This is a genomic window from Pseudomonas sp. 22490 (assembly GCF_052044465.1).
GTDB classification, from domain to species: domain Bacteria; phylum Pseudomonadota; class Gammaproteobacteria; order Pseudomonadales; family Pseudomonadaceae; genus Pseudomonas; species Pseudomonas aeruginosa.
In genome coordinates this window covers 1-15,458 of the sequence record NZ_JBQENS010000063.1, presented here as the reverse complement: position 1 = coordinate 15,458, position 15,458 = coordinate 1, and the positions used below count along the sequence as shown (strand labels likewise).

General features: G+C 54.2%; 21 protein-coding genes and 1 pseudogene. 20 read left to right on the top strand and 2 right to left on the bottom strand.

The window, feature by feature from the left end; genetic code table 11:
- Positions 1–123 precede the first annotated feature (123 nt).
- The 8 genes from ACTJJX_RS34325 to ACTJJX_RS34290 all read left to right on the top strand — a co-directional run bounded on the left by ACTJJX_RS34325 (position 124) and on the right by ACTJJX_RS34290 (position 7,568).
- Complete coding sequence (locus ACTJJX_RS34325) at positions 124–1,395, top strand: IS4-like element ISPa1635 family transposase (RefSeq protein ID WP_004423958.1); 1,272 nt, start codon at positions 124–126, stop codon at positions 1,393–1,395.
- 292 nt (positions 1,396–1,687) lie between these two features.
- Complete coding sequence (locus ACTJJX_RS34320) at positions 1,688–2,899, top strand: serine hydrolase domain-containing protein (protein ID WP_023082416.1); 1,212 nt, start codon at positions 1,688–1,690, stop codon at positions 2,897–2,899.
- Positions 2,900–2,907: 8 nt separating this feature from the next.
- The gene (gene vqsM, locus ACTJJX_RS34315; RefSeq protein WP_003131850.1) at positions 2,908–3,885 is read left to right on the top strand and encodes an HTH-type transcriptional regulator VqsM; all 978 of its coding nucleotides are present in this window, start codon (positions 2,908–2,910) and stop codon (positions 3,883–3,885) included.
- 34 nt (positions 3,886–3,919) lie between these two features.
- The gene (locus ACTJJX_RS34310; protein WP_003131852.1) at positions 3,920–4,420 is read left to right on the top strand and encodes a hypothetical protein; all 501 of its coding nucleotides are present in this window, start codon (positions 3,920–3,922) and stop codon (positions 4,418–4,420) included.
- 43 nt (positions 4,421–4,463) lie between these two features.
- A complete protein-coding gene (locus ACTJJX_RS34305) occupies positions 4,464–4,880 on the top strand; it encodes a hypothetical protein (RefSeq protein ID WP_003111054.1) in 417 nt (138 codons plus the stop codon).
- 248 nt (positions 4,881–5,128) lie between these two features.
- Positions 5,129–5,857 (top strand): hypothetical protein, encoded by a 729-nt coding sequence (locus tag ACTJJX_RS34300; protein ID WP_003131854.1) that lies wholly within the window; start codon positions 5,129–5,131, stop codon positions 5,855–5,857.
- Between the two features lie 32 nt (positions 5,858–5,889).
- Positions 5,890–6,909: a pesticin C-terminus-like muramidase gene (locus ACTJJX_RS34295; RefSeq protein WP_003131856.1), complete on the top strand. Its 1,020-nt coding sequence runs from the start codon at positions 5,890–5,892 to the stop codon at positions 6,907–6,909.
- An 11-nt stretch (positions 6,910–6,920) separates the two neighbouring features.
- Positions 6,921–7,568: a DUF3218 family protein gene (locus tag ACTJJX_RS34290; protein WP_003139470.1), complete on the top strand. Its 648-nt coding sequence runs from the start codon at positions 6,921–6,923 to the stop codon at positions 7,566–7,568.
- A gap of 488 nt (positions 7,569–8,056) precedes the next feature.
- On the opposite strand, the pseudogene ACTJJX_RS34285 reads toward ACTJJX_RS34290, so the two are convergent.
- Positions 8,057–9,330, bottom strand: a pseudogene (locus tag ACTJJX_RS34285) (ISNCY family transposase); the annotation flags it as partial.
- A 184-nt stretch (positions 9,331–9,514) separates the two neighbouring features.
- Here ACTJJX_RS34285 and ACTJJX_RS34280 point away from each other — a divergent pair.
- The 4 genes from ACTJJX_RS34280 (at position 9,515) to ACTJJX_RS34265 (ending at position 11,651) form a co-directional block, all read left to right on the top strand.
- Entirely contained in the window at positions 9,515–9,751 is a 237-nt protein-coding gene (locus tag ACTJJX_RS34280) for a hypothetical protein (protein WP_073651068.1), read from the top strand.
- A 455-nt stretch (positions 9,752–10,206) separates the two neighbouring features.
- Positions 10,207–10,569 carry a ribbon-helix-helix protein, CopG family gene (locus ACTJJX_RS34275; protein ID WP_016852910.1) on the top strand — a complete coding sequence of 121 codons (363 nt, stop codon included), beginning with the start codon at positions 10,207–10,209 and terminating at the stop codon, positions 10,567–10,569.
- Positions 10,570–10,635: 66 nt separating this feature from the next.
- Entirely contained in the window at positions 10,636–10,980 is a 345-nt protein-coding gene (locus tag ACTJJX_RS34270) for a hypothetical protein (RefSeq protein ID WP_011666650.1), read from the top strand.
- Positions 10,981–11,300: 320 nt separating this feature from the next.
- Positions 11,301–11,651 carry a hypothetical protein gene (locus ACTJJX_RS34265; RefSeq protein WP_003131859.1) on the top strand — a complete coding sequence of 117 codons (351 nt, stop codon included), beginning with the start codon at positions 11,301–11,303 and terminating at the stop codon, positions 11,649–11,651.
- A gap of 449 nt (positions 11,652–12,100) precedes the next feature.
- Here the strand turns inward: ACTJJX_RS34265 and ACTJJX_RS34260 are convergent, their stop codons facing one another.
- Positions 12,101–12,292, bottom strand: coding sequence for a hypothetical protein (locus tag ACTJJX_RS34260; RefSeq protein WP_003100916.1), 192 nt, complete (start codon positions 12,290–12,292; stop codon positions 12,101–12,103).
- Between the two features lie 152 nt (positions 12,293–12,444).
- Here ACTJJX_RS34260 and ACTJJX_RS34255 point away from each other — a divergent pair, with 152 nt between their 5' ends.
- From ACTJJX_RS34255 to ACTJJX_RS34220, 8 genes are all read left to right on the top strand, one after another.
- On the top strand, positions 12,445–13,584 hold the full coding sequence (locus ACTJJX_RS34255; protein ID WP_031668829.1) for a phage/plasmid replication domain-containing protein: 1,140 nt from the start codon (positions 12,445–12,447) through the stop codon (positions 13,582–13,584).
- Between the two features lies 1 nt (position 13,585).
- Entirely contained in the window at positions 13,586–13,807 is a 222-nt protein-coding gene (locus ACTJJX_RS34250; protein WP_031668830.1) for a hypothetical protein, read from the top strand.
- Positions 13,804–14,040 carry a hypothetical protein gene (locus tag ACTJJX_RS34245; RefSeq protein ID WP_023082419.1) on the top strand — a complete coding sequence of 79 codons (237 nt, stop codon included), beginning with the start codon at positions 13,804–13,806 and terminating at the stop codon, positions 14,038–14,040. The genes ACTJJX_RS34250 and ACTJJX_RS34245 overlap by 4 nt, the downstream gene beginning before the upstream one ends.
- Complete coding sequence (locus ACTJJX_RS34240) at positions 14,040–14,294, top strand: hypothetical protein (RefSeq protein ID WP_123809172.1); 255 nt, start codon at positions 14,040–14,042, stop codon at positions 14,292–14,294. Before ACTJJX_RS34245 ends, ACTJJX_RS34240 begins: the two co-directional genes overlap by 1 nt.
- On the top strand, positions 14,291–14,656 hold the full coding sequence (locus ACTJJX_RS34235) for a hypothetical protein (RefSeq protein WP_023082420.1): 366 nt from the start codon (positions 14,291–14,293) through the stop codon (positions 14,654–14,656). The genes ACTJJX_RS34240 and ACTJJX_RS34235 overlap by 4 nt, the downstream gene beginning before the upstream one ends.
- Positions 14,656–14,883, top strand: coding sequence for a hypothetical protein (locus ACTJJX_RS34230; RefSeq protein ID WP_023082421.1), 228 nt, complete (start codon positions 14,656–14,658; stop codon positions 14,881–14,883). Before ACTJJX_RS34235 ends, ACTJJX_RS34230 begins: the two co-directional genes overlap by 1 nt.
- Positions 14,884–14,894: 11 nt before the next feature.
- Positions 14,895–15,125, top strand: coding sequence for a hypothetical protein (locus tag ACTJJX_RS34225; protein WP_023082422.1), 231 nt, complete (start codon positions 14,895–14,897; stop codon positions 15,123–15,125).
- Between the two features lie 145 nt (positions 15,126–15,270).
- A partial coding sequence (locus ACTJJX_RS34220; protein WP_440782057.1) for a hypothetical protein occupies positions 15,271–15,458 on the top strand: 188 nt, incomplete at its 3' end.

Here is a 15,458-nt window from a genome sequence, read left to right as displayed (position 1 = left end):
CAATGTCATCAACTTTGGAAATTATCCATAAATATCATATAATTAGCGCTCAAATCAGTGCATGGGAGAAGCCCTTTTGACTACCTATACCGCATCGCTTGACACCGCCAGCCAAACCCTGGCTTGAAAATTGTACAAAAAATAACCAGCCCGCTCGATTGTCCCGCCTTCATCGCCGCCCACCGCCAGAATCCTCAAGACTTTACCCGCCGACGCCAGCTCACCTTCAAGAACCTCGTCCTGTTCCTGCTCAATCAGCCGCGCACGGCCCTGCAAACCGAACTCGATCAGTTCTATCGCGTACTCAATCAGGCGTCGACTGAGACGCAAATGGTCACTGCGCAGGCCTTCTGCAAAGCGCGCAAAAAGCTCAACCCCGAGGTATTTGAAAGTCTCAATCGCCTCCTGCAGCAACAAATTGACTGCTTCGGGCTGCGTCAGAAGTGGCGTGGGCTGAGGGTGCTCGCGGTGGATGGCTCGACCGTGCATTTACCCCTGGAGTCGACCATGGCGACCTTCTTTGGCAGTCACTCTGGCTTTCCCATGGCTCGCTTGTCCACACTCTACGAAGTCGCTGACGGTCAAACCTTGCATAGCCTGATCGTGCCCCTGACAGTCGGTGAGCGCGACTGTGCCCATCTGCACCTTGAGCACCTGCCGGCTGACAGCCTGACGCTGTTTGACCGTGGTTACCCTGGGCACTGGTTATTCGCGCTGTTCGCGCAGCAACAGCGGCACTTTCTGATGCGCCTGCCCTGTGGCTATAACGCCCAGGTCAAAGCGTTTCTACACTCTGGCCAAGTTGAAGACACACAGCTTTTCGTGGCCAACCATCCTGAAGCACGTCTGTTCTGCTCCGAGGCTGGCGTTGATCCTGCCAGCCAGATCGAGCTGAGACTGATCCGGGTCGAGTTGGCCAACGGCGAAAGCGAAGTATTGCTGACCTCGCTGCTGGATCGAGAAGCCTTTCCCGCTGAGGTGTTTGCCGAGCTTTACCACCGCCGCTGGGGCATCGAAACCGACTTCCGTCGCCTCAAACAAACCCTGACGCTGGACAACTTCAGCGGCCGCAGCGTGACCGCTGTAAAGCAGGACTTTCATGCCGCTCAACTGTTGAAGAACCTGGCGCTGTTGATGCAGCACCTGCTACAGCCGGTCATCGAACAGCGCCACAAAGGTCGCAAGCTGCGATGGAAAGTCAACTTCACCCAAGGCGTGTCACGGCTCAAAAATACCCTGGTCGAGCTGCTGGTGCGGCACTGTGCTCAGGGGCTGAGCAATGTGCTGGCCTTGATGGCTAAAAGCCTCAGTGCCGTACGCTCAGGCCGTAGCTTTGCGCGCCAACGCAAACGCGCAGCCAGCCGAGGTTGTGAGGGCTACAAACCGACGCGCTGAAGAAACACCACCGCCCAACCTCCGTGCAAAAAAAGCTGGCCACAAGCGGTCGGCATAGGCTCGTCCGGAGGACGAGAAATCTCGCCTAGACAGCCGGAACAGACGATGATCACATCACCGCCAGCCCAGCTAGACCGCCTGATTGAGCGGCAGAGGCCTGGTCATCGCCCGACGGCCATGGCGGCTGGCTGCTTCGGGGGGCTTGCCTTGGGCAGGGCTGCAGCTTAGGTTGATGACATTGGGCTGTTAGCAGGGTCGAGACGAGCTAGCACAAACTGAGAGATCGACAAGAATGATAAATAAGAGAAATGCTATTTTCCTCTCAATGATTCTCATCTTTTTTATCATCGCCTGCATTGGTAGTGCAGGTGTGAGAGTGTGGAATTTTTACACTTTGTTTGACTCGGGGAAAATTGCTGAAAATTTTCGAGCAATGCCGAGACTGTTTAACTCGGTCCCAATAAAGAAGAGCGGAGCGGCTCATTTTTTTGAAAAAAACCTCAGGGATATGCCTGGCTCATTTAGCTTTCAAGGTCACGAGGTTGGCTTTAAAGACTGGTTGGCGAGCAGCAATACCACCGGCCTTATAGTTCTCAGTGACGATCGCATTGCCTTTGAGGAATACTACCTGGGCAATAGTGCGAAAAGCCTTGCTATTGGCTGGTCGCTAAGCAAATCATTAATGTCCCTCTTGATTGGAATGGCAGTTGATGAAGGATCAATACACAGTCTGCTAGATCCTGTGAACCTGTACGCCCCACAGCTTTCTGCTGGCGGATATGCGGGTGTTTCTTTGAGAGATGTGCTTGAGATGTCATCAGGAATAGCTTTCAGTGAGGACTACGGGAATTCGGACTCCGATATCAACCAGCTAGGTAGGACTATAGCGCTTGGCGGATCAGTAAATGAAAAAGTGAGTTCATTGAGAAGAGAAGATGCCCCGGGGAGAGTGCACCACTACGTTAGCGTAGATACCCAGGTGCTTGGTATGGTTTTATTGGGCGCGACTGGTATGGGCCCCTCACAGTTTATGAATCAAAGACTTTGGCCCCAACTGGGTGCCGAATGTGAAGGTGCATGGTTAACAGACGATCGGGGCACAGAGCTAGCATTCGGTGGGGTGAACCTTTGCCTAAGAGACTTTGCACGCATTGGTCTATTATTTCTTCATGGCGGTCGCAGCCTGACTGGAAGTCAAATTGTAAGTGCTGAGTGGGTCAAGGCATCAACCAAACCTCGGAGTGCTCACTTGCGTCCTGGACGTTACATAGAGGATGGTGAGCCAAATCTTGGGTATGGTTACCAGTGGTGGATTCCAGAAGGCAAAGAAGGGGAGTTCTTGGCTATCGGAGTGTACGGGCAGTTTATTTATGTAAACCCACTAAGGCGTGTGGTGATTGCAAAGACCTCCGCGTATGTCGACTACAACGTTGACGGCATCCGTATGGAGCATGAGGCACTTGCAGCGTTCAGGGCTATATCAAGAACAGTAGGGGTGAGGTGAATATAGACATGGTGACCGAACACATATTTGATTTTGAATGGCGCCCTCTGCAGAACTATCTTCGTGATCGAGATATCGCAATACCACCCTTTGCGGCAGATCAAGAGTCAAGAAGTGACGCACTTTACAACTGGATAGTTAGCAAGGGGTATTCAGGAAAAGAAGGACTGAATCTTGGTACTTATTACCATATATCTGATTATGGCGTGATAGGATTGGCGTTGCTATGCGCTGAGAACGTAGGTGATATTTTGAAAGTCATAAAGGCCTATGTCAAGTTGTTCAATCGTGATATAGCTAATGTTGACGTCAAGCCTAGGGAGAATTACGAAGTAGAAATCCATATTTCAGTTAACTTTAAGCCGGAGTGGAATGACGCATCCCGTCAGTTTCATGTAAATGTTATAGCCTCTGCAACCTACAAGCTCATTATGGACCTGTTAGGTAATGACTTTCCCATCTCTGCATTGACAGTACCTGTGCATGGCGCAGATAAAACAATCTATGAAGGTTTCTTTTCTTTGCCTGTGAAGCATGAAGGAAGTGACATAATATTTAGCTTTCCAGCTCATCAGTTGAATAGAACACTGGCGACTGCCAATCCGGCGGTATTTCAGTCAGCCCTGAATATGGCAGGTGAGAGTTTCAATGCTCTGTTGGAAGTAGAGATGGGAGGGCTCCGTCAGCGAATCGAGTTATTCCTTGAGTCCATACCAGATCAATACCCTAGCTTGGTGACTACCGCAAAGTATTTATGCATGAATGAGCGGACGGTAAGACGTCGCCTGGCGGACGAGGGATGCACTTATCGCCAGATTGTAGATAAGGCCCGCAAAGAACGAGCAATTGCACTGCTACTGAATTCATCTATACCAGTTGATCGTATTAGCGATATTCTGGGGTACTCGGAAACAGCGAGTTTTAGACATGCATTCAGACGTTGGACCGGGCAGTCTACTACAGAATTCAGAAACAGTTTCCACTGATCTATCTAGTTTGAGATTGGGCAAGGAGCATCTTATGAATTTCAATAATCGTAATAATCAGATTCTGTCTATGATTGCCGAGACTCAGTTCGATGCTTACGTTTTGGGCTATATTGCGAAGGCGCGGACAATCTCGATTGCTGATGATTCCCTTCGCATTGAGGCCGAAGGATCAGCAATGCTTGCTGGACTAATTAGCGACTCATGCAGGAAACGTCGAACTCAAAAGAATCCATTTCCATATTTGCTACTTCAGATCGCGCACGAAGCCTTGGATCGAACCAGGCTTAATCTCGCAAATGTTCGTAATATATCTAGCGCTGATGCATTGTATAAAGAGCTGCTTAGTCAGGCTGCGTGGGACGCCTCAGTTGCTATGGATAATATATCGGAATTTGTCGAGCCAGATCAGGGTAGCGTCGGAGTAATCGAGCGACTTGTCGAGTTTGCACATAATTCGGGTATTGCAGAAGGTCAAAACCTGGCGCTGGAAGCTCTTGCAGTTCTTGGCTTAGACGTCAAGAGCCATTTCTAGATACTAAAATAAAAGATTGCCTCTTTTTCAAGGAGGAAGAGCGTTGAGGATAGTTTGCCTATTGGTATTGCTGAGTCTGATCGGCGGCTGCTCCCATTCAGTCACTTTGCAGGAGCGAGCAGAGCAAGAGGCCATTTTTATCCAGGAATTCCGCCAGGAATTCGCCAAGAGGCTTCGTTACCCGCTGTTCGCACCGGGAGATGAGATCCCCGAGGCCGATGTTGTGGTGTTTTTCCGCTTCGCAAGCTCGTCGGGGCGCATAAGCAGTTGCCGGGTACAGTACGGCGAGGGGAATGTTAAGAGCCGCAGTACGCTCGATGAAGTCTTCGCCAGGCGCGTGATAGCCACCTGCCGCGAGCCCGATCTACCGGTTGCTCCGCCCGCTCTGCTGGATGGTGGTGGAGGTTTCGGCTTCAAGCAGAGAGTGATGTTTCGCAAGGAAGTGGAACGTCCCAGGTGAGCAGCGTTCAGCGTCTAGGGTCGTTGCCGCAACTTTTTCCAGCTCATGCTCAATGACGTCTAAACTTTAGTGATGTTGAGAATGAAGTGCTGGTAAAACAGAATGACTCTTACAAGTCTGCTTGTGTTTTTTGGGAGGACTAGCCTGCTCGACGGAACTTATAGATCAGTCGATCTGACCAGCAAAAAAACAATCCTATATGGGATCACCCAGCGCCCCACCTAGCCGCTTTCATGCAGGGCATAAACATGAAGCTCAAAAGCATTAGCATTTTTGCCATACTCGCCCTTTGCTACAATATCACTCTTTGTGTCGCTGAAGAACCAAAGAGCTACTTCCCACCCGGGGATTACTATAGGACTGGAAATAGTGGGCTGCTGACGATATCTCCGTTATTCGAAGGACTTCAAAAGTTTCGGATACGAAGCACTGGACACAATGCCCATGCTTGCGGATTGAATGGAACTATAGAGTCAGATCATGTGCAGGTCGACGTCCGTGGCATCGGCGATATGTCGTGCGATGTCGTTTTCAAACTGAATGATGACAGAATTACCATAGAGAAAGGAGTCGCAAGTAGGGACTGTCAGGGCTTCTGCGGGGCGGCAGCAGGTTTTACTGGCACGTATTGGAAGCCTTCCCCAATCTGCGAGCCCGCCTCTATAAAATTCAACGACAAGCAAGTGAAGAAAGCACTGAAGAATAACGAGACAGAGAAGGCCTACTGGATTTCTCGAAAACTGATAACAGAGTGTAGGGACATGTTTGAAGGTTTTGGTTATCTCTCTCGTGTTTTTCATACGGCACATCTCTCCTTGTCTGCCAAAAACCACCAATGCAAGAAGATACTAGAGAAGGGCAGCTTCTTCAGAGACCTGAAGCGAGAGTATTTGCCGGAAAAAATGCAAAATGAATATGACAAGTATTCTACTGAGTTCAATCGTCTAGAAAGCGAGTGCGAACAATCAATGAAATAACAAATTGGCTTCACTAAGCAGAGGAGACTAAGGTGGATAGAGAATTGGATCAGCCCCTTCAGCGCAATCTGGAGCGGCTATACAATTACCTAGAAAATCCAGAACGAGAGGAGGCACAGCGTGTTCTGCTCGCAGCGGAACCAGAGCCGATCCGAATTACTCACGGAATTCCTGACCTCTATACCGACTGGCTGTCATCCCCCAGCTACTCAGCACAAGGTGGATTGACGGGGCAACTGACGCAGGTCATAAGCCAGACTGCCGGGCGGCCCGTTCTAGTGTTCGACGACTACTTCAAGGTTCATGAGGTCACTATTCGTACGGTCGCCGAAACCGGAGGAGCCAACAGTATTTCGGTGAGCGACCTCCAGGTGCAATTGAACCAGCAGATCAATACCTTTATCCAAGACCGCATCGATGGTGACAAAGCCGATAAGGTCAGCCGCCTCCAGTCCAATATTTCCTATCTGATTGAAATGGGTATTAATATCGATTTCACCGCCCGTCATGAGCTTCCACCTGGTGGGCGAGGCAACAGAGCTACTATTCCGACCTCTGACCCCAACGGTGAATCAGGTGTAACGATTGGCTATGGCTTCGATGTCGGCCAGCACGATGAATCCGGCATTCAGGCTCTGAACATCGCTGAATCCACGCGCAAAAAAATTCGCCCCGCCCTCGGCTTGAAAGGAGCGAACACCGCGACCTTCCAGGCATTAGCCCAACTCATCCCGGTACTCACAGATGAAGACGGGCTGTCCCTCTTTACCGCCAAGATGATCAAGGTCACTGATCGGATGAAGGTGAAGTTCCAGCAGTGGAGCACCTTACCTCCGGCGGTCAAAACCATAGTGACAGACCTGTATTACCACTATGGTGAGTATTCCTCGTTCCCAAACTTTGAGACTGCTATTTCTCAGAGCGACTGGCCAGCCGCCATTAGGGAGTTGAGGAACTGGAATGGTACTCCCAACAGTACCGATCCGAGCGATGGCATAGCCAGGCGATTGAACAATCGCGCGGACTATCTCCAACGATCCCTGGGACTCTAGAGGAGGCAACCATGGCCGAGATCAATATCTACCAGAACCCTGGTCAATCCCTGGCTAATATCTATAAGGGTTTTGCCCGTCAATGCAATCCTGGCTTTGTCTTCCCCGAAGCACAGACTATAGAGGCATGGGACATTCCGCTGAAGCTACACCCGGAATTCGTCCCGGGCGGAGACATCAGCAAAGCGGACCAGCAGTATTCGACGTTGCTTGCCCAAGAACTAGCCAACGGCGTAACCATTGGTTTCAGGATGGTCAATGAAAAGGAACGTGTTTGCAACGGTGAGATACTTCCTTTGCTCACCTCCATGGCGCAGAATCTTGATAGAATAAAGGCTCGCTTCGGCAGCGGATATCTTGACCGCTTCAAGGGCAGCCCGAACGTCTATCCAACCGACGTTGGTCTATCTCCGGACGCCTCCGGAGGCATTTCGCAGGAGTCCGGGCTGCTGGTTTCCTACGGTGTGAACCTGCGGACACTGGCTCCAGGCACTTGGCAGGCAATGACGCTCCCCGAGGATATTAAGACGTTGGTAGGGCCTGGTGTTGGCCTACGTCTGGACGCGCCAAATTTCAGCGACGTATTCAATACGATCAAATCGGGCCTCCGCTATACGACCGCAGTAGCCTTGCTGCTGGCCTATTTTGCAGCGATCTAATGTTATCTGGCCCTCTCCTTCGATAAAGAGGGCTAGATAAAAATTATTACACCCGCTAAATAATATGTAGATACCATAGCCCTTGATTCCGGAACTCGGAGAAGCGTTACTCCACACTGTCAGGTGTTGGAAAAACTCAGCTGGTTGGCCCGCAGCGCTATTTGTAGCGGTTTGCAAACGAAAGTCGCTACACTTATCGAACTATTTTTCTAGAAACCTGTCGACTCCCCACATGGGGAAATTCGTGTCACAGTTATAACTCCACGCTATACGTGTGGATGCCCAAACGATTTGCGTACCGATTAAGCGAGTCCAGTGATCCAAATACGCGCACAAGTTCACCTCGAGAACGTAGCGGGTAATATTGACCGTCGGGACTGTAGCGCACTTGGAGCTGCCAACCGTGGCCGGAAGGCGCCGGAATAGCACGTAAGTACCGCGCAGCTCCGGCAACCACTAGTATCTTCAGTGCCTCGGCGCTGATTGACTCACGCATGGCGACTTCGCCTCGATGGTGGCGTGTTATCCAGGGCGGCGGCGATATCTTCCGGCATCAGTTCTCGCTGCGCCTTCTTCGACAGCATCTTGCCTTGCGTTGACTGCCGCGGATTTCCCGGTACCGATTGCGAGCGCCGACTGTCGCGCTGCGCTTGGACGAGCTGGGCGACTTGCAGCACATGACCCAAGCGCTTGTTCTCGACGATGGCACCCTGGTCTATCTCGCAGAGTTTGTCGTAGGTGGTAAAGGGGAGGGCGGTGCCGTCCACCCTGGGCTCGATGCGGCCATCCGGGTAGTGGTAGATCTCGACATGATCACCCGCCAGGCGACGGGACTGCGGAGTGTCCGCTAGCAGATACAGCACCTTGTCGTACTGCACGGTCAACCGCTGCGAAACTCGCCGCGCTTCTCGCCAGGCGAAGATCAGATCCAAATCTTCATCACTGTGCAGCGGGCGATGGCAGTCATGCTCAGAGCGCGGGGGCTTGGCAAAACGCGCGTTGTAGCTGGCCATAAAGTGGGCTGCAAAGGCATTGGCGTCGGGCATGTTGCTGATTCCGCGAAGCCGCAGCTCCTTGACCAGGCGATCCTGCAGAGTGAGGTTCGCACGCTCCACACGACCTTTGGCCTGGCTGCTGTTGGCGCAAATGCTCTCGATGTTCAACTCGTACATCGCTCGGCCGAACTGGGTATAGCCGTCGCCACCCTGAGGCGCCTTATGGTTACTGCGGAACACGCTGGCTTTGTCGCTGTAGAAGGCCAGCGGCTTTCCATGCCGCTCCAGGTAGGCGCGGGTGGCGGTGAAGTAGCTGAAGGTCGATTCGGCCTCGGTGAAATGCAGGTGCATCAGCTGGCTGGTTGCATCATCAATGAAGACCAGCAGCGTGCAGGCCGGTCCACGATCCTCGAACCAGCGATGATCGCTGCCATCGATCTGGATCAGTTCGCCGCAACAGGCGGCCGGTTGCGTGGCTGATAGGCCTTGGGCGGCCGTTGCTTGCGCGGTACCCACATGCCGGCATCAACCATGATCCGTCGTACCGTTTCTTTGGCCAGCTTAAGGCCGTGGCACTCGACCAGTTTTTCCTGGGCCAGAGTTGGACCAAAGTCGCTATAGTTCCGTCGAATCAAGCTAATGGCGCGATTCTCCAGACCTGGCGACAGCTGCCGGTTACTCGGCTGACCACGTCGACGAGATGTTAGGCCGGCTGGGCCGTCCTCGCGATAACGCAGAACCAGCCGGTGCACCTGACGTGTCGTCAGTCATGGCGTGCCTCCGGTGATGCAGGAGGGAAACCCTAGACGCCGATTTGGGACATTTCTATTTGGCTAGATTGAGAATTACTATTTGGCCGTAACATCCTGGATTCGCATAATGCTCGGCCTTATGTTGAGCGCCGCCCGGACAATACGGCGGCTCCGGGCGGCGCGTAACATAGGGCCGATTATGCGCAAGCCTGACCCTCTCCCTGTACCACAGCATCTGATCGATCAAGCGACGCTGTACGCGCCGTCTCGCGATCCTCTCGATGCCGTGTGTTATGTCCTGAATGACTATCCCAAGCTCGTTGCCGATATCCGCCATCTACGTCGCCGCCTTGCCGATCTGGATCAGGAGGGCGCGGATATGGATGTTCGGATCGAGGCCTTGCAGTCAGCCTGCAGGGCGATCCTGGAGCTTTGATCGGCCCGGCTATCACCAGAGTGACTTGTCGCTCTGGTGATGGCTGGGGGACAAGCGAAGCGCGTCAGCGGTGGCGGTGACGCCGACGGGGCCGGTATGGCCGCTGTAGCCGGCCTGGCCGGGGCGCGCGCGAACGGCTCGTCTCGGAGTGAGCAAGCGCCACGGCGGGGCCGGCTGACGCCCCTGTAACACGTCAGATAAACCCCCCTCAAAAAGCTCATTATTGGGCGTTTGGTCCGGAGGCCGCGCGCCACTAGGCTTCCAGAAACGGCATTTTTGCCGATAATTCTGTATGTCGAATGCATGTAGTATGTACAACATACATATGTTTACATGAGTGGAAGGCTCGAAAACCTCTTCCGAGCTTGGTGCGACGACTTGACACGACAGGCTCTTCTTTTATGTAGAACATATGTATGTCATATTGCTCTCGAAGCAACATACATAGGTTCACCATGAAGATTACCGCTGACCAAACCCGCGAGCTTCTTCAGCTTCTTGTTGAGGTAGATGGGCAGTCAAAGGCTGCTGCTAAACAGGTCTTCAATGGAATCACTCCAGATGGTCGTTTAGCGCTGCTGCACGATTTACGTCGAAGGAAGTTGCTGGCGAAGCCTGCGCCGGCTCAGCAATTGGCAAAGGGCGAGGAGGAGGGTGAGAAAGTGCGTGCTGGCAAGGCCAAAAAGGTGCCTTACACGCTTCTGATGCCGCCAGATCAATTGGAAGCTCTACGAAATCTCGCGGAAAAGGACGACACGTCCGTTTCGCACCATATCCGGCAAGCGGTCAGGGCTTACCTGCGCACGCGGCTGGTGTAATCGCTGGCTAAGGGAGCGGCAACTCCCCAAGCCAGCTAACCAAAAATGATCGAAGGGAGATCATGAATGGCTACTGTAAATTCTACTGAAACCCCCGTTTTCTCTGGCTGGCATATGTTCGCGACAGGTGCCTGCCATGGGGCTGAACATGAAAAAATATCAAGTTCAGCCAGCGTTCTAAATGCGATTTCACTCATTGGGAAGACGGTTCTGGTCGAGCTGGTGTGGGAGGATGACTCGGAGACGCTATGGCGCTGTGTGCGAATTGCCGGGGTAGTTCTTGCTTTGGAGGGTGTCTATGAACATCCGCACTTCATGGTGTTTAGCCTGTTCGGAAGCGAGACCTATCCAAGTGAGATGTTCTGGTCGGACATTCGTACGTTGCGGGTGTTGAAGCATCGGGTGGACTAACCGATAAGGCTTCACTGGCTTTCACTGGCTAGAAAGCAAGGAAACCCCGGTAGAGCGATCTCCGGGGTTTTTCGTGGATCCTTGGCCGCCTGGAAATACTTAAGGCTTCGCATAATGTGCAGACGTTACGTTAGGCGCAGCCCGACCACCGGGAGAGTCACCAGTCCGGAAAATGCGCTTAGCTCCGGACTGGTGATTTACACGTAACGTCCGTTATGCGATGCCGCTCCGGGTTTTTCGTTACCGTAACGGAAAATCCTTGCTTTCGGTCCGGTAGGGCCTATGATTCGAATATTCGTTACGGTAACGGAAATTCGAAGATGGCCAAGGATACCCGCGATACCCAGACCCTCGACGCCTTCCCGGCCAAGCCATCCAGGGGCCGGCCTCGCAAGGCTGACGCGCTCTCCAATGCTGAGCGGCAGCGCCTCTACCGTCAGCGGCAGGCGGGCAAGGCACCCCAGGTGGACGCGGATGCCCTGGTCCGTCTGCAGAACGAATTCGACCGGCACGTTGATGATGCGCGCGCCCTGGTCGCCCATCTTCGAAAGACCATTGCGCAGATGGAGCTTGAGGTGGATCTGTGCCGCCAAGAGCGATCCGATGCCATGCGCGTCAACAGCATTTACCGCGAGCGCCTGGAGCTTGCTGGTCTCCCTACAGACTACTAGCCCCTCCGAAGCCCCTTCGCGGGCTTCGTCGTTCCCGCCGCTCCGAAACCACCTCGCGCCCTGATCACCCAAGCGTGCGTATCGCGGCCATCCATAGAGCACGCTGTTGATGCGCACATGGGGCGATCAGATCTCCGAGGAATGTTCAGCGGTCTAGCCCGGCGAGTTCTCGCAGGGCCTTCCCGGCGCGTTGCTTTGGGTGCTCGAACGGCGCCCGGAGGGGTGGGGTGCTGTAACACCCCCAATTTACCGCACACTTCTGCGGTCTCTCTGCTAGCCAAGCTTTAGCGCTCCGACCATTGCGCTGAGTGCGAAGAACCACAGAGCGAACGACGTAAGCCCTAGCGCCATTCCACCCAGCCATATCCCTAGAGCGATCTCATAGGCTAGCCGTCGTTCTGTTGCCCTTCTGACGGGCGGAAAGTCATCGTCCCTCTCTGCCCGCATCGCTATTCCTTCCCGCCGAACTCTTCTCTGAATTCAAGGACGTCTTTCGTTGTGATCTTGCTCAGGTATTTCCACAGCGTGGCGTTCACAAGGTCGGACTCCCGGACGTCGTCCTTTGTCTCGATGATCATTTTGACGCGGCGCTCCTTCACTTCCTCGACGAACTTATCTCGAACCCGGTAGGGCTTTGACATGACGGTTACCTGTAACAAGGGGTGGTCGTTATTCTTGCACGTGTTGCGCTGTTACGAGTTACTGCGGTATAAATCGCCTCGTACGTAACGTGTAACGTTGTTACAGGCATGCAGGGGTAGGGATGTTTCCTCCGACCAATCATCAGAGCAGGATGTTCTACGACTACCTCACGGTAGAGCAGGTATTCCCGTACCAGCTCCCGCAGGTTGGCGACACTGGCATCTGCTACTACGACCGGAGGACCGGCGAGCAACTGCGCGACACGTCTCCTAGCTTCAAGGTTGAGGGCAGTCACTCGACGTCGATTCGGGTTCGGGTCGATGGGAACAAGCTCCGAGTCGAAGGGAATCCGAGTGCAGTCAACCGCTTGGACAACCTGCATGGATTCCAGTCCATCGCTGAGTGTGTCGCGGTCTATAACGACATCCTCCACGAGATCAAGGACGACAAGGGCAACCGTCTGCCGCCGTTCACGGCTTGCACTGATTGGGGCCACCTCCAGACCGAGGACGGCTCGAAAACTCGGATGATCGGCAACGGTGCGCGCCTGCGCCGGGTTGACTTGACGACGAATCGGACGGTGGGGAAGGGCAATGAACTGGCCTACATCCGCGCCCTGAGTACTCAGCGTGTGGGCTACAAGAATGGCCACCTCTACGAAGATGGTTGGACCTGCGACTGGCAGGCCCGCGACCACTACTACAAGGCCTACGGCAAGGCTCAGGCAATCCGCAAGTTCCTGTTTCCGAAGTGCAAACGGAACTTTGGCGAAGACTCCTCCGAATTCCGCTACCTGCTCGATCTGGCCGCGTACTGCGATCAGCAGGGCGTCGTGCGCATGGAACAGGAACTCAAGAGTGAGTATCTGGCCCGTGAGCGGCTGGAGTGGTGGGGGCTTTTTGATGAAGGCCGCTTTGCGGCGATCCATGGGGAGTTTCTGAGGGGATTCGACAAGCTCGAGGTGATGGCGATGGATTACGAGACGATTGCGGAAAGGCTGCTTTCTGAAGGGGTTGTAGGCAGCACTCAAGCGGCTAATGCGACCGCCAATATTGCGATGAAGTGGATGCACTGCCCGGGCATCAGTTTCGACTTCAAAAAGCGCATGAATCAGACCTACCGGGCGCGCTTGAACCGGATCGGCATCAATATCGCCCAGCCCTACGACGTGACCCGTCATTCGGTCGTGATGATTCGTCGTGCTGAGGAAATCGTCACCAGCGACGTGCTGGATTTGCCGGAGTTCTATCGGCATGCACCGCGCCCACGTCACCTGCGGTTGGTGGCCTGAGATGAAAGCACCTCTTCGTTTTCTCTTGGGCTGGGTTGTCTTCATCGTCTTGTTCGTGATGTTGACGCCCATTGTTGCCGCCATTTTCGAGTTCTGTGCCGCGTTTCCTGTGCTGGCTATGGTGACTGCTGTCGTGTCCCTGGTGGTTTTCCTGGCGCTGTTCTTCGCGTTCTTCCGGCGTTTCGTGTGTTGGCTCGATGAGCCTAGGAAGGCTCGCTCATGATCGCCTACAGCCTCCAGGGTGTGTCCCTGTCGTCCAGCGAGCGTCGGTCGCTCCAGCTTCGTCAGCAGGCCCGCGCTGCTGTCGATCGCAGCGTGTTGCAGCAGATCGTCGCCCAAGCGCTCCAGGCGCTCGAAAAGCATAAGGAGGAGGGCGGCAAGGCCTCCAACCCTTGGACCACTGTCACCAGCGAAAAGGGCACGCCGTGGGTCGGCGATGCCTTCGGGTGGCCGTGATGGCGATTGATATCGGACGGCAAGCCTACCTTCAGTTGCGGGGCTCGATAGAGCTTGTCCTGCTCGATGCCGGTATCGACTCGCCGGACCTGCTGAGTCAGGTCATGCGTGAGGTGCTGGCAACTGAATCCGCTGCTCGAACTGAGCGGCAACATCTGCGCCGGGCCTTCGTGACGGCTCGTCGTTCACAAGTAGCTCCGGCCCGGCCGGGGATCACGTATGCGCCTGCTCGGCGCTGGAGAAAGAGACTATGAAGATTCTGAAAGGGTACGTCCTGGGCGTAGTGGACAAGGGGGAAGGGGACAAGCGTTGGGCCATCGTTGGCATCAAGGCGACTGACAAGGACCGTGACGGATTTGACGTGGACACTACGTACAAGCTTCGTGTCTTCGGCGATGCCGTGAAGAACGGCCTGCATAACGCCTATCGCAACCTCGCTGGTGTCGAGGTCTACGCGCCCTATAACGATGAGTTCGACGAGAAGTACAAGCGCATTAGCTATTCGTTGGCAGGCGCGCCCTTGGCCCTGATGGAAAAGCCCCTGGGGACCGCCCAGCCGAAGCCGGCTGCTCCGGCCCAGTCGCAGGCGGCGCAGCCCGTTAAGCAGGCTTCCTGATGATTTCCGCCCTGTCCTGCGATGGCTCCATCTCGATTGCGCCGGATGGGGCGCCCCTTTGTTCGGGCATGTGGGTCTTGACCCAGGTGCCGGAGCAGTTCGACCCGTCGATGTTGGACACCCAGGCGCTCGCCCAGGCGTTCTCGGTCGGGTTCGGTCTTGTCGCGACGGTCCTTGTCGGCGCCCTGGGCGTCAAGGCCGTACTCGACTTCATTAAAAGAGCTTAAGGAGTAAGTCTATGAAAAACCTGAAAAAACTGTTCGTTCGTGGTGGTTCCGCCGTTGCGGTAGGCGCTGCCCTGGTCGTCTCGCAATCCGCCTCGGCCGCTGGCTGGGATTACAGCGGTCTGACCTCCGATATTGATTTCTCGACAATCGCGAACGGCGTGCTGGCCGTCGCTGCGCTGCTGGCCTCTGTGTATGCCGGCATTAAAGGCGCTCAGGTGGTCCTGGGCTTCCTGCGGCGCTGATCGAGGAGGGCGGTTGGATGGGGCGGCTTCGGTCGCCCCTTTTTGTTTCTGGCAGGGGAGCTTGATCGATGGCGGATTTATATGAGTTCGCATTTTTTGTTATTGGCGCTGCGTGTTCCTGGGCGATCTTTTCGAGGTGGTAAGTATGCGCAGGTTGTTATTGTTGTTGGTGCTAGTTTCTTCTTCTGTAAGTGCGGAAGAGTATTATTGGTACATGGGTTATTTTGATAAGAAAGTTTCGTCGCCCTCGGCGGGTTGCGATCTTTATTTTACTGGTATATCTCGCGATCCAGGGCGGGTTTTTGTTATGGAGCCTTCGTCAAATCCAAGTGA

Coding starts and splice junctions, on each gene's coding strand:
- ACTJJX_RS34320 (WP_023082416.1), top strand. CDS start 1,688: ATGATAAATAAGAGAAATGCTATTTTCCTCTCAATGATTCTCATCTTT.
- vqsM (WP_003131850.1), top strand. CDS start 2,908: ATGGTGACCGAACACATATTTGATTTTGAATGGCGCCCTCTGCAGAAC.
- ACTJJX_RS34310 (WP_003131852.1), top strand. CDS start 3,920: ATGAATTTCAATAATCGTAATAATCAGATTCTGTCTATGATTGCCGAG.
- ACTJJX_RS34300 (WP_003131854.1), top strand. CDS start 5,129: ATGAAGCTCAAAAGCATTAGCATTTTTGCCATACTCGCCCTTTGCTAC.
- ACTJJX_RS34290 (WP_003139470.1), top strand. CDS start 6,921: ATGGCCGAGATCAATATCTACCAGAACCCTGGTCAATCCCTGGCTAAT.
- ACTJJX_RS34280 (WP_073651068.1), top strand. CDS start 9,515: ATGCGCAAGCCTGACCCTCTCCCTGTACCACAGCATCTGATCGATCAA.
- ACTJJX_RS34275 (WP_016852910.1), top strand. CDS start 10,207: ATGAAGATTACCGCTGACCAAACCCGCGAGCTTCTTCAGCTTCTTGTT.
- ACTJJX_RS34270 (WP_011666650.1), top strand. CDS start 10,636: ATGGCTACTGTAAATTCTACTGAAACCCCCGTTTTCTCTGGCTGGCAT.
- ACTJJX_RS34265 (WP_003131859.1), top strand. CDS start 11,301: ATGGCCAAGGATACCCGCGATACCCAGACCCTCGACGCCTTCCCGGCC.
- ACTJJX_RS34260 (WP_003100916.1), bottom strand. CDS start 12,292: ATGTCAAAGCCCTACCGGGTTCGAGATAAGTTCGTCGAGGAAGTGAAG.
- ACTJJX_RS34255 (WP_031668829.1), top strand. CDS start 12,445: ATGTTCTACGACTACCTCACGGTAGAGCAGGTATTCCCGTACCAGCTC.
- ACTJJX_RS34250 (WP_031668830.1), top strand. CDS start 13,586: ATGAAAGCACCTCTTCGTTTTCTCTTGGGCTGGGTTGTCTTCATCGTC.
- ACTJJX_RS34245 (WP_023082419.1), top strand. CDS start 13,804: ATGATCGCCTACAGCCTCCAGGGTGTGTCCCTGTCGTCCAGCGAGCGT.
- ACTJJX_RS34240 (WP_123809172.1), top strand. CDS start 14,040: ATGGCGATTGATATCGGACGGCAAGCCTACCTTCAGTTGCGGGGCTCG.
- ACTJJX_RS34235 (WP_023082420.1), top strand. CDS start 14,291: ATGAAGATTCTGAAAGGGTACGTCCTGGGCGTAGTGGACAAGGGGGAA.
- ACTJJX_RS34230 (WP_023082421.1), top strand. CDS start 14,656: ATGATTTCCGCCCTGTCCTGCGATGGCTCCATCTCGATTGCGCCGGAT.
- ACTJJX_RS34225 (WP_023082422.1), top strand. CDS start 14,895: ATGAAAAACCTGAAAAAACTGTTCGTTCGTGGTGGTTCCGCCGTTGCG.